Raw genomic sequence first — 12,731 nt, 5'->3', positions numbered from 1 at the left:
TTCATCACCCAGCCCGCAGCGGCAACAGGCTGGCGAGCGAAATCCTGCCCGCCCCGCCGCGACCATCCGCCGCTTGCCAGTGCTGCCCAGCGATGTTGAAATCGCTGCTTGGGGTCCCGGTAACGAATACGGCGACATGAGCCGACAGAGCGAGCTTTCCGACATTCCCTTCCGCGGGCGCTACGTCTACTCCAGGGCGGAACTGATCGCCGACGGCGTGGTGCATGGCATCGGCCTGGTGCTGGCGGTCTCGGCCGGCTCGATCCTGCTCGCCTTCGCCGCCTTCTCGACCGGACCTTGGGAATATGTCGCGACGCTGTTCTACGTCGTGTCGCTGCTGGCGCTGCTCTCCATCTCCTTCGCCTACAATCTGTGGCCGATCTCGCCGGTGAAGTGGGTGCTGCGCCGCTTCGACCATGCGGCGATCTACCTGCTGATCGCCGGCACCTACACGCCCTTCCTCGCCCAGCTCGACGACCCGTGGCTCGCCGCCACCATGATCGCGGTTGTCTGGGGCGCGGCCGCGCTTGGCATGGCGATCAAGATATGCCTGCCCGGCCGCTTCGACCGGCTGGCGGTGGTCTTCTATCTCGCCATCGGCTGGAGCGGCGCGGTGGTGGCGCGCACGCTGGTCGCCACGCTGCCCGAGACGACCCTCTGGCTGATCGTCGCGGGCGGCATCGCCTATTCCTTCGGCGTCGTCTTCTTCGTCTGGCAGCGCCTGCGCTTCCAGTCCGCCGCCTGGCACGCCTTCGTGGTGATCGGCGCCGGCTTGCATCTCGCCGCCATGCTGGACTGCCTGGTCATCGACCGGGTGTAGCGCGGCCCCGGGGCGCGCCGCACCTTCTCGCGCAGCCGATGCGGCCGCTCGACAGACGCCGCCGGCAGCGCTGAGGGAAAGCGACGTCAGATGACGACTGCCGACAGAGTCCCAACGGCGGCATGCAAGGCAATATTCCGCAACGCGAACTGGGTCCGCTGGAGGAGACGCGTTTGGCCGCAGGAATTTTCCTCTAAAATGTCTACAAAGATTATAGAATAACTAACCTGTGAGCCTTCGTGCAGAGTAGGGTTCGGCTCCTTTGCCTCAGGAGCCCCCGATGACGAGAGCGATCCGCTTCAACGCCTTCGACATGAACTGCGTCGGTCATCAGTCCCCCGGGCTGTGGGCGCACCCTCGCGACAGGTCGTGGAAGTACAAGGACCTCGACTACTGGCAGGACCTGGCGCGCACGCTCGAACGCGGCGTCTTCGACGGCATCTTCATCGCCGACGTCATCGGCTATTACGACGTCTACAAGGGCTCCAACCACCACGCGCTGCACCAGGCCGCGCAGATCCCGGTCAACGACCCGCTGCAGCTTGCCGCGCCGATCGCGCTCGCGACCGAGCATCTGGGCATCGGCATCACTGCATCGACCTCGTTCGAGCACCCCTACACCTTCGCCCGACGCATTGCGACCGCCGACCATCACAGCAAGGGCCGCGTCGGCTGGAACATCGTCACCTCCTATCTGGAGAGCGGCGCCAAGAACATCAGCCAGGGCGGCCTGCGCCGGCACGACAACCGCTACGAGGTGGCCGAAGAGTACGTCGAGGTGCTCTACAAGCTGCTCGAGGGATCGTGGGAGGAAGGAGCGGTGGTGCGCGACCGCGGCAACCGCATCTTCACGAACCCTGAAAAGGTCCACGAGATCGGCCATCAGGGCAAGTATTTTACGGTCCCCGGCTACGGCCTGACCGAGCCCTCGCCGCAGCGCACGCCGGTGCTCTATCAGGCGGGCGCCTCCGGTCCGGGCAAGGCTTTTGCCGCGCAGCACGCGGAGTGCATCTTCGTCGCCGCCCCGACCAAGGCGGTGCTGAAGAACTATGTCGCCGAGATCCGCCAGCGCGCCGCCGCCGCCGGCCGCGACCCGAAGAAGCTATACATCTACACGCTGCTGACCATCATCACCGACGAGACCGAGGAGAAGGCGCAGAAGAAGTTCCAGGATTACCGGAGCTACGTCTCCTATGACGGGTCGCTGGTGTTCATGTCTGGCTGGAGCGGCATCGACTTCGGCCAGTATGCGCCGACCGACCTTGTCAGGAAGGTCGAGACCAACGCCATCCATTCCGTGGTCGAAAACCTCGCCGGCGGCGACAAGTCCTGGACCATCGACGAGCTTTCCCAGTTCGGCGGCATCGGCGGCCTCGGCCCGGTCGTCGTCGGCTCGCCGCAGCGCATCGCCGACATCCTGCAGGAATGGGTCGACGAGACCGATGTCGACGGCTTCAACCTCGCCTACGCGGTCACTCCCGACAGCTTCGAGGACGTCGTCGGCTACATCGTGCCGGAGCTGCAGCGGCGCGGCGCATACCCCACTGCCTACAAGCCGGGCACTTTGCGCGAAAAACTGTTCGGCGACGGACCCTACCTGCCCGCCACGCATCCGGCGGCCGGTTACCGCGACATCGAGGCTGTGAAGCAGCGCGATGCCGAGCGCACCGCGCCGCTGCAGGTGCTCAAGTCGGTCATCGGCTGATGGCCGCGCTGCTCGAACTCCACGATGTCTCGCTCTCCTTCCGCGGCGTGACCGCCATCGACGCGCTCAGCTTCTCGGTTGAACAAGGCTCCATCTGTGCGCTGATCGGTCCGAACGGCGCGGGAAAAAGCTCGCTGCTCAACGTCATCAACGGCGTCTACCGGGCGGACTCAGGTGACATCGTCTTCGACGGAGTGCGCTTCGAGGCCATCAGGCCCGGCAAGGCCGCGCGCCTCGGCATCGGCCGCACCTTCCAGCACAACGCCCTGTTCCGGCGCCTCTCCGTGCGGGAAAACGTGCTCGCCGGCCTGTCCAGGCTTGGCCAGGCCTCCTTCATCGAGACCATATTCCGCGTCGGACGCGACGCAGCGGAGCGGCGCACCTTCGCCGCCAGGGCCGACCGCGTGATCGCTTTCCTCGGGCTGGAGGCGCACCGCGACCGCATCGTCTCCACCTTGCCCTACGGCGTGCAGAAGCGCGTCGACCTCGCCCGCGCGCTCGTCTCGGAGCCGAAGCTGCTGCTGCTCGACGAGCCGATGGCCGGCATGAACCAGGACGAAAAGGCGGAGATGAGCCGCATCATCTCCGAGGTCAACCGGACATTCGGCACGACGATCGTGCTGATCGAGCACGACGTCGGCATCGTGCTGGGCCTCGCCCGGCACATCGTCGTGCTCGACTACGGCCGCAAGGTCGCCGACGGCGCGCCCGACCAGGTGCGCGACGATCCCGAGGTCATCGCCGCCTATCTCGGCACGGTTCACTGAGGACAAGCGGCCATGGCCTTCTTTCTCGAAACGCTGATCGCCGGCCTGTTCGCCGGCCTGATGTACGGGCTCGTCGCGATCGGCTTCGTGCTGATCTACAAGGCGTCGGGGGTATTCAACTTCGCGCAGGGCGCGATGGTCTTCCTGGCGGCGCTCGTCTTCGTCTCGCTGGTCGAGCGTGGCATCCCGTTCTGGGGCGCCTTCGCCCTGACCGCGCTGCTGATGGCGATCGTCGCGGTCGCCGTCGAGGCGCTGGTGCTGAGGCCGCTGCGCAACCGCGATCCGCTGACGCTGTTCATGGCAACCCTCGGCCTGTCCTTCGTCATCGACGGGACCGCGCAGTTCTTCCTCGGCACCGACGTGCACATGCTCGACCTCGGCATCGACGACATCGCCCAGGACTATGGCGGCATCCTCGTCAGCCGCTTCGACATCGTCGCCTCGCTGATCGTCATCGCCCTGGTCGCGGTGCTGGCCGCCGTCTTCAGCAAGACGCGCATGGGCATCTCGCTGCGCGCGGTCGCCGACGACACGCTCGCCGCGCAGTCGATCGGCATCCGCCTGCCGGTGATCTGGCGCATCGTCTGGAGCGTCGCCGGTTTCGTGGCGCTGGTGGCCGGCCTGCTGTGGGGCGCGCGCCAGGGCGTGCAGTTCTCGCTGTCGCTGGTGACGCTCAAGGCCCTGCCGGTGCTGATCATCGGCGGTTTTTCCTCCATCCCCGGCGCGATCGTCGGCGGCCTGATCGTCGGCGCCAGCGAGGCGCTGGCCGACATCTATCTCGGTCCGATCGTCAACGGCAGCGTGTCGACCTGGTTCGCCTACATCCTCGCCGTCGCCTTCCTCCTCATCCGTCCGGCCGGCCTGTTCGGCGACCGCGAAATCGAAAGGGTCTGATCCATGGCCTCGATACAGGACAGCGCACCGGACGCCGCGCACGTTGCGCCGGCCGTCTCCACCCCGGCGCTCATGCGCCTGGCGCTCGTCGCGACCGGTCTCGTGGTCGCCTTCGGCGTCGTCCCCGCCTATGCCACCGACTACTGGCTGAGCTCGATCATCATCCCCACCATCGTCATGGGGCTGGCTGGCATCTCGCTCAACCTGCTCCAGGGCTATGCGGGGCTGGTTTCGCTCGGCTCGGCCGCCTTCATGTCGGTCGGCGTGTTCTCGGCCTACAATCTGATCCTACGCGCGCCGGACCTGCCGCTGCCGGGGGTGTTCGTGCTTGCCGGCCTCATCGCGGCTGCCGTTGGCGTCGTGTTCGGCTTGCCCGCGCTCAGGATCAAGGGCTTCTATCTCGCCGCCTCGACCCTCGGCGCGCAGTTCTTCTTCCAGTGGCTGTTCACCAACTATCCCTGGTTCTCCAACAACAGCCAATCCCTGACGATCTCGGCGCCCCGGCTCGAATTCCTCGGCTACGACCTCCAGTCCCCGCACGGCCGCTACCTGCTCGTCGTGAGCGTGACCGCATTGCTGATCGGGCTCGCCTTCCTCGTCGTGCGCAGCCGCCTCGGCCGAGAATGGATGGCGATCCGCGACATGGAGACCGCCGCGTCGGTTCTCGGCATCCGCGTCGCGCGCCGCAAGCTGGAGGCCTACGCCGTCTCCTCCTTCTTCCTCGGCATAACAGGCGTGCTGTGGGGCTTCGCCTATCTCGGTACCGCCGACGCGCACACCTACAATCTCGACAAGTCGTTCCAGATCCTCTTCATCGTGCTGATCGGCGGCACGGCGACGATCTTCGGCAACTTCCTCGGCGCGGCCTTCATCGTGCTGACGCCGATCGTGCTCGACCATCTCGTGCTGGCGTCCAACGTCGCCTACCTCAGCGACCAGGGCGCCATCACCAACCTGCAGCGCGTCATCTTCGGCGCGATCATCATCTTCATCCTGATCAAGGAACCCGACGGGCTCTCAGCCTGGATACGGCGGGGCGTGGAAGCCATCCGGGGGCGGCTGGCAAGCTAGGCTCCGCGCTCCCGCGCGGACCGGGCGGGGCGCCGGGCCCGTTCGCGCGCAGGCCCACAGACCCGGCACCGATCACCCCAGCGACCAATCAAGGAACCGCTAAATGTCCCTACTCTCGAGAACGATCGCCCTGGCGGCGGGGGCCGTATTGTCGGCCGCCGTCTTCTCCGGGCCGGCGATGGCGCAGGACGGCGCCGGCCAGCAGCTCTATCCGCTGTTCACCTACCGCACCGGCCCCTATGCCCCGTCCTTCATCCCGTTCGGCGCCGGCAACATCGACTATCTGCGCTACGTCAACGAGGTCGAGGGCGGCGTCAACGGCGTCAAGATCCTGATCCAGGAGTGCGAGACCGCCTATACGATCGAGCGCGGCATCGAGTGCTACGAGCGCTACAAGAACGGCTTCAACGGTGCGCTGACCGCCGCGATCTACCCGCATTCGAGCGGCCTGGACGTCGCGCTCACCGACAAGGCGCGCCTCGACAAGGTGCCGATCGTCAGCCCCGGCGGCGGCCAGAACATCGCCACCGACGGTCGCGTCTTCCCATACCAGTTCCCGCTGATCTTCGACTACTGGAGCGAGGCCGAGATCATCGTCGACTACATCGCCGGGCAAGTCGGCGGCCATGACAAGCTGAAGGGCGTGAAGATCGCCACGCTCTACCACGACTCCGGCTACGGCCGCGACACGATCGAGCCGCTGGCGATCCTGTCGAAAAAGTACGGCTTCGAGGACATCCAGATCCCGGTGCCGCATCCGGGCGAGCAGCAGCAGGCGCAGTGGCAGCAGATCCGCCGCGCCGGCGCCGACTGGGTGTTCCTGCGCGGCTGGGGCGTGATGACGCCGGTCGCGATCAAAACGGCGGCGCGCGTCGGCTTTCCGGTCGACCGCATCATCGGCGACATCTGGAGCGGCTCGGAAGACGATGCCCGCCCGGCGGGCGCGGCGGCCAACGGCTACCTCGCGGTGTCGGTCTTCCCGCCCGGCACCGACTACGGCATCATCAGGAAGCTGAAGGAGCACATCGTCGACGCCGGCAAGTCCGACCTCAAGGACAACAGCAAGTTCGGCACCGTCTACTACAATTACGGCGTCATCGAAGCGATCACCTTCGTCGAGGCGCTGCGCACCGGCCAGGCCAGGTTCGGCAACCGCCCGCTCACCGCCGAGGAAGGCCAGTGGGCGCTCGAGAACCTGAACATCGACGACAAGCGCATCGCCGAGCTCGGCGCGGAAGGCCTGATCAGCCCGCTCAAGACCTCGATCGACAACCATAAGGGCGAGCAGGTCGCAGCCAAGATCATCCAGTGGAACGGCGAGTCCTGGAACACGCTGACCGACTGGCTGAAGGCCGATCCGACCCTGTTCGCGGACGCGATCAAGGCCAAGGCGGCCGCCTACGCGGCCGAGAAGGGCATCACGCCCCGCGTCGACGCGAGCAACTGAACCGCAGGGGATCGAACGGCCATGACCGCTGAGAAGCCAGGCTTCCTCGAAGTCCGCAACGTGGAAGCGCTCTATGGTCAGGCGATCCTGGCCGTGCGGGACGTCTCGCTCAAGGTCGAGGAGGGCAGCATCGTCGCCCTCCTCGGCGCCAACGGCGCGGGCAAGACCACGACGCTGAAGGCGATATCCAACCTCCTCGGTCCCGCCCGCGGGCGCGTCAGCAAGGGCGACATCCGCTGGCGGGGCGAAGACGTCGGCGACCTCTCGGCCTCGCGCCTCGTCACCCGCGGCATCGTGCAGGTTCTGGAAGGCCGCCATGTCTTCCCGCAATTGACCGTCGAGGAGAACGTGCTTGCCGGCGCCTTCGCGCGCCGGCCGTCTCGCTCCGCACTGAACGAAAGCCTGGAGCAGATCTATGCCTGGTTCCCGCGGCTGAAGCAGAAGCGCCGGACCAAGGCCGGGCTGACTTCCGGCGGCGAGCAGCAGATGGTGGCGATCGGTCGGGCGCTGATGACGAAGCCGAAGCTGGTGCTGCTCGACGAGCCGTCGATGGGTCTGGCGCCGATCATCGTGCATGAGATATTCGAGATCATCCGCACCCTCAACACGCAGTCGGGCGTCAGCTTCCTGCTGGCCGAGCAGAATGCCAATCTCGCGCTGAAATACGCCGACCACGGCTACATCCTGGAAATGGGCAAGGTCGCGCTTTCGGGTACCGCGGAGGAACTGCGCGCGCGCGACGACGTGCACGATTTCTACCTCGGCGGAGCGAAGTCGAACGTCGTCCACTGAACGAACTCACCAGCATTCATAGGAAGAGGACACCATGTCTCAGATCGACCTCGCCTGGGGCGAAGGACCGAGCGCGCGCTACGAAAGCCTCGCGGACCGGTTCCGTCCGCTGTTCGCCGAGATCGCCGCGGGAGCGATCGACCGCGAGCTTCGTCGCGGCCTGCCGGTGGAAGAAATCGGCAGGCTGAAGCAGGCGGGCCTCGGGGCGCTCCGCGTGCCGCAGGTCGAAGGCGGCTTCGGCGCCACCATTCCCGAGCTTCTCAACATCCTTGTCGAGCTGTCGGAAGCCGATTCAAAACATCACCCAGGCGCTGCGCGGCCATTTCGGCTTCGTCGAGGACGTCGTCAGCAAGACCGAGGGGCCGGACCGCAGGCGCTGGACCGAACGGATCGCGCGCGGCGAGATCGCCGGCAATGCCTGGACCGAAATCGGCAATGCCAGTCAGGAGGCCTTCTCCACCCGCATCCACGAGAAGGACGGCAGGCTGCTGCTGGAGGGCACGAAGTACTACACCACCGGCTCGCTGTTCGCCGACTGGATCGATGTCGGCGCAACCGGGCTGGACGGCAAGGGCATCGCCGTGCAGGTGCGCCGCGACGACCCGGCCGTCAACGTGATCGACGACTGGGACGGCTTCGGCCAGGTCCTCACGGCGAGCGGCACGACCACCTTCAGCGGCGCCGTGGTCGATCCCGGCGATGTCGTGGTCGACGACGACAAGTTCCGTTACGGCGCGGCCTTCTACCAGGCCGTCCATCTGGCGACGCTGGCCGGCATCGGTCGGGCGATCACCACCGAGACGGCGGCGCAGGTGGCGAAGCGGACACGCACCTATACGAACGGCGCTGGCTCGCGCTCCAGTCAGGACCCGCAGGTGCTGCAGGTCGTCGGCCGCATCCGCAGCAACGCCTACGCCGCCGGCGCAATCGTGCTGCAGGTCGGGCGTGCCATCGAGCGCGCCTTCCAGGCGCATTTCGCCGGGGACGCGGAGGCGGAGGAGCGTGCCAACGCGCTCGCGGAGCTGGAGACCTCGCAGGCGCTGAACATCGTCACCGATCTGATCCTGGAATCCGCCACCATCGCCTTCGACACGCTCGGCGCGTCGGCGACGCGCAAGCCGCTGGCGCTCGACCGCCACTGGCGCAACGCGCGCACGCTGTCGTCGCACAATCCGCGCATCTACAAGGACCGCATCGTCGGCGACTACGCCGTCAACGGCACACCGCCGCCCTATCAATGGCGCATCGGTCTCGCCAAGGCGGGCTGAGCTGGAAAACAGCGCCGCGCAGCCGGGACGAGCCGGCATCGTCCCGGCTGCGCCGGCATCGCCTTGACTCCACTCTCCGGCCCCGACGCCGGAGAAAAGTCGTCATTTTCTACCTGATTTATGGAATTAATATTTTTTGCCTTCTGGAAGTCCCCGGACGACGGTTAGTGTGCGCCGGAATAGGCGCCCGGCGCGGATGCGGAGACTCCTGTGAGTACAGACTTTCCAGAACGTATCAAAGTCCTGTGGTTCCTGCCCACCCATGGCGACAGCCGCTATCTCGGGACGTCCGAAGGCGGCCGGGCCGTAGACCTGCCATACCTCACCCAGATCGCCCAGGCGGCGGACTCGCTTGGCTATTACGGCGCCTTGCTGCCGACGGGCCGCAGTTGCGAGGACAGCTGGGTGATCGCGTCCGCGCTGGCTCCCCTGACGAAGCGCCTGCGCTTCCTCGTGGCGGTGCGCCCCGGCCTGCAGTCGCCAACGCTCGCGGCGCGCATGACCGCGACGCTCGACCGCATCTCCGAGGGCCGGCTGCTGATCAACGTCGTCACCGGCGGCGATCCGCAGGAGAACAAGGGCGACGGCATCTTCCTCAGCCATGCCGAGCGATACGAAGTGACGCGCGAGTTCCTCGACATCTACAAGGCGGTGCTGCGCGGCGAGACCGTGGAGCATACCGGCAAGCACTTCCGCATCGAGGACGGCAGGCTGCTCTTTGCGCCGCACCAGACGCCACACCCACCCCTCTATTTCGGCGGCTCCTCCCCGGAGGCCAACGACGTCGCGGCCGAGCAGATCGACAAGTACCTGACCTGGGGCGAGCCGCCGGCCGACGTGGCGCGCAAGCTCGAAACGGTGCGGGAGCTGGCGCAGAAGAAGGGACGCAATGTCTCCTTCGGCATCCGCCTGCACGTGATCGTGCGCGAGACCAATGAGGCCGCCTGGGCAGCCGCTGATGAATTGATCAGCCGCCTCGACGATGCGACGATCGCCTCCGCCCAGGCGGTGTTCGCCCGCATGGATTCCGTCGGCCAGGCACGCATGAGCCGCCTGCATGGCGGGCGCCGCGACAAGCTCGAAGTCTCGCCGAATCTCTGGGCCGGCGTCGGCCTGGTGCGCGGCGGCGCCGGCACGGCGCTGGTCGGCGATCCGGATACGGTTGCCGAGCGGATCGACGAATATCGCCGGATCGGCATCGACACCTTCATCCTGTCGGGCTACCCGCATCTGGAAGAGGCCTATCGCTTCGGCGAACTCGTCCTGCCGAACCTGCCGCTCGATCATCCGATCCCGCAACGCGGCAATTCGGTGAACACCGGGCCGTTCGGCGAGACCATCGCGGGAGACCACCGGCCGGCGAAGAGGGTCGGCGCAAGCTGATGGCTCCTGCAGAGCAGGTCCCGACCGTCGTCATCGTCGGCGGCGGCTATACCGGAGCCGCCGTCGCATTTCACCTCGCAAGAGCGTTTGCCGTCGGTGCGCCGCGCGTCCTGGTCGTCGAGCCGCGCGGCCGGCTTGGCGGCGGGCTGGCCTATTCGACGCACGACCCGGTGCACAGGATCAACGTGCCGGCCGGCCGGATGAGCCTCTTTTCCGACGCACCGTCGCATTTCGCGGACTGGCTCGCAGCGACCCACGCACTTGCGGACGATCCGGAGGCAATCACGGGCGAAGGCCTTGCCTACCCGCGCCGCCATGTCTTCGGCCGCTATGTCGCCGAACAGCTCGACCCGTTGCTGGCGAGCGGCGCCATCGCCCATGTCCGGGACGAGGTGGTGTCGATCGACGAGCGGCCGGGGCGCTTCCAACTGACCCTCGCACATGGGGCGGACATCTCCGCCGATATCCTCGTGTTGGCGACAAGCCATCCGGCCCCCGCAGTTCCCCGGCCTCTGCGGCAACTGGCCGGACTGCCGGGCTTCGTCGCCGATATCCATGGCAGTTGCGGCCTCGGATCGATCGCTCCGGACGACCGTGTATTGCTGATCGGCAACGGGCTGACGGCCGCCGACGCCATTGCGTCGCTCGATTCGGCGGGCCATCGCGGCCGCATCCTGGCGCTTTCGCGCCGCGGCCTGCGCTCGCGCGGCCACGCCGTGACGCCGGCGGAGCCACGCGGCGACTTTTCCAGCCTGCCGGCGCGCACCGCACTCGCATTGCTGCGCAGGATCCGCCGCGAGGTGGCGGCGGCCGCCGGCGAGGGCATCACCTGGCACGCCGTCTTCGACGCGTTGCGCGAGCAGGCGCCGGCGATCTGGTCGGCACTCGCCCAGGCCGAGAGGGCGCGGCTGGTGCGCCATCTGCGCGTCTTCTGGGACGTGCACCGCTACCGCGCCGCGCCACAGGTCGTCGCCGTGGCCGATCGCCGTATCGCCGACGGCACGCTCACCGTGGCGGCGGGCCGGCTGCTGTCCGCCGAACGGCACGGCATGGGCTTCGAGATCGGCTATCGCCTGCGCGGCGCGCCATCGGCGGAGCACCAACGCTTCGACTGCATCGCCGTGACCACCGGGCCGGACCACGGCACGGTCACCGACAGCAATCCCGCGATTGCGAGCCTGGCGGCGCGAGGCAATGTCCGCGTCGATGCATTGCGGCTCGGCCTGGACGTATCCGGGTCAGCCCGCGCCATCGACAGGCACGGCCGAGAGCTCCCCAACCTGTTCGTCGCGGGTCCGCTGGCACGCGCGACCGTCGGAGAACTCATGGGCCTGCCGCAGGTGACCCGGCACGCCGAGCGCGTTGCCGCCGAGGTCGCGCGGATGGCGGCCGCCTCCGTTCGGCGCGCCGGATAGCGATTGCCGACCGGCGGCCGAACCCGGCGGCCCGCTGCCAGCAGAAAGACGGCCCTCCCCGGCATTCCTTGCCCCGCGTGCCTTCCATTTTCGTCACATTTCCGTTTAGAGTCCCGCGCGACAGGAAGCGGGCAGGAATCGGGCACGGAATGACGTTCTTGAAGAATTTCCGGACTGGCGAGGCGGCGGAAGGATACGACCCCTACAAGCTGTCCAGCCCCCGGATGGCCCTGCTGTCCATGGTGATCTTTCTGGCAATCGTCGCCTTCATCGCGGCGATCCTGGCCCGGCAGATCGGTTCCGCCTTCGCCTCCAATCCCGGTCTCAATGGCCTCATCGCCGGCGTTCTTCTCGTCGGCATCCTGCTCGCCTTCGGCCAGGTCGTCCGGCTTTTCCGCGAGATCCAGTGGGTCAATTCCTTCCGCGCTGGCTCCGAGACCAGCGAGCCGGTGCTACTGGCGCCGATGAAGGCGCTGCTCGGCCGCTCGTCCTCGATGGCGCTGTCGACGAGCTCGATGCGAACCATGCTGGACTCGATCGCCAACCGTCTCGACGAGAGCCGCGACGTGTCGCGCTACCTGGTCGGCCTGCTCGTCTTCCTCGGCCTGCTCGGCACCTTCTGGGGCCTGCTCGAGACGATCGGCTCGATCAGCGACACCATCCAGTCGCTCGATCCGGGCACGGGCGATGCCGCCGCCGTGCTCGACGCCCTCAAGTCCGGCCTGTCGGCGCCGCTGTCAGGCATGGGCACGGCCTTCTCCTCCTCGCTGTTCGGTCTCTCCGGCTCGCTCATCCTCGGCTTCCTCGACCTGCAGGCGGGCCGCGCGCAGACGCGCTTCTACACCGAGCTGGAGAACTGGCTGTCCTCGGTGACCGACCTCTCCTCCGACATCGCCGGCGTGCCCGACCCGGCGCGCGCCGGCACGGCCGACGAGCTCAAGGCGCTCGGCGAGCGGCTGCGCGCGCTGCAGGAGAACGGCGGCGCCAATCCGCGCGTCGCCACCGCCATGGCCAACCTCGCCGACGGCATTTCCGGCCTGGTCAAGAACATGCGCAGCGAGCAGCAGATCATGCGCGACTGGGTGGAGGCGCAGTCGCAGGAGCAGAAGGCGCTGCGCGCCACGCTCGACAAGATCGCCGAGGCGCTGAAGAACCGGGAGTTGAACTGA

General features: G+C 67.3%; 10 protein-coding genes and 1 pseudogene. All 11 read left to right on the top strand.

Annotated features, from left to right (window positions below):
- Positions 1-136: 136 nt before the first annotated feature.
- The 11 genes and pseudogenes from trhA to C7I84_RS18485 all read left to right on the top strand — a co-directional run bounded on the left by trhA (position 137) and on the right by C7I84_RS18485 (position 12,731).
- Entirely contained in the window at positions 137-820 is a 684-nt protein-coding gene (gene trhA / locus C7I84_RS18535) for a PAQR family membrane homeostasis protein TrhA (RefSeq protein ID WP_106773704.1), read from the top strand.
- 280 nt (positions 821-1,100) lie between these two features.
- Complete coding sequence (locus C7I84_RS18530; protein WP_106773703.1) at positions 1,101-2,525, top strand: LLM class flavin-dependent oxidoreductase; 1,425 nt, start codon at positions 1,101-1,103, stop codon at positions 2,523-2,525.
- Positions 2,522-3,292, top strand: a complete 771-nt coding sequence (locus C7I84_RS18525) for an ABC transporter ATP-binding protein (protein WP_165816129.1) — start codon at positions 2,522-2,524, stop codon at positions 3,290-3,292. The genes C7I84_RS18530 and C7I84_RS18525 overlap by 4 nt, the downstream gene beginning before the upstream one ends.
- 12 nt (positions 3,293-3,304) lie before the next feature.
- A complete protein-coding gene (locus C7I84_RS18520) occupies positions 3,305-4,186 on the top strand; it encodes a branched-chain amino acid ABC transporter permease (protein WP_106773701.1) in 882 nt (293 codons plus the stop codon).
- Positions 4,187-4,189: 3 nt separating this feature from the next.
- Positions 4,190-5,257: a branched-chain amino acid ABC transporter permease gene (locus C7I84_RS18515; RefSeq protein WP_106773700.1), complete on the top strand. Its 1,068-nt coding sequence runs from the start codon at positions 4,190-4,192 to the stop codon at positions 5,255-5,257.
- A 103-nt stretch (positions 5,258-5,360) separates the two neighbouring features.
- A complete protein-coding gene (locus C7I84_RS18510) occupies positions 5,361-6,704 on the top strand; it encodes an ABC transporter substrate-binding protein (RefSeq protein WP_106773699.1) in 1,344 nt (447 codons plus the stop codon).
- A 21-nt stretch (positions 6,705-6,725) separates the two neighbouring features.
- Complete coding sequence (locus C7I84_RS18505) at positions 6,726-7,496, top strand: ABC transporter ATP-binding protein (RefSeq protein WP_106773698.1); 771 nt, start codon at positions 6,726-6,728, stop codon at positions 7,494-7,496.
- Between the two features lie 34 nt (positions 7,497-7,530).
- A pseudogene (locus C7I84_RS18500) lies at positions 7,531-8,764 on the top strand (acyl-CoA dehydrogenase family protein).
- Between the two features lie 210 nt (positions 8,765-8,974).
- Positions 8,975-10,147 carry an FMNH2-dependent alkanesulfonate monooxygenase gene (gene ssuD / locus C7I84_RS18495; RefSeq protein WP_106773697.1) on the top strand — a complete coding sequence of 391 codons (1,173 nt, stop codon included), beginning with the start codon at positions 8,975-8,977 and terminating at the stop codon, positions 10,145-10,147.
- Positions 10,147-11,562, top strand: a complete 1,416-nt coding sequence (locus tag C7I84_RS18490) for an FAD/NAD(P)-binding protein (protein WP_106773696.1) — start codon at positions 10,147-10,149, stop codon at positions 11,560-11,562. The genes ssuD and C7I84_RS18490 overlap by 1 nt, the downstream gene beginning before the upstream one ends.
- A gap of 149 nt (positions 11,563-11,711) precedes the next feature.
- A complete protein-coding gene (locus C7I84_RS18485; RefSeq protein ID WP_106773695.1) occupies positions 11,712-12,731 on the top strand; it encodes a MotA/TolQ/ExbB proton channel family protein in 1,020 nt (339 codons plus the stop codon).

It is taken from the genome of Kumtagia ephedrae (assembly GCF_003012745.1).
Classification (GTDB): domain Bacteria; phylum Pseudomonadota; class Alphaproteobacteria; order Rhizobiales; family Rhizobiaceae; genus Kumtagia; species Kumtagia ephedrae.
Note: the sequence above shows the minus strand (reverse complement) of the source record. Positions and strands in the feature narration are given on the sequence as shown.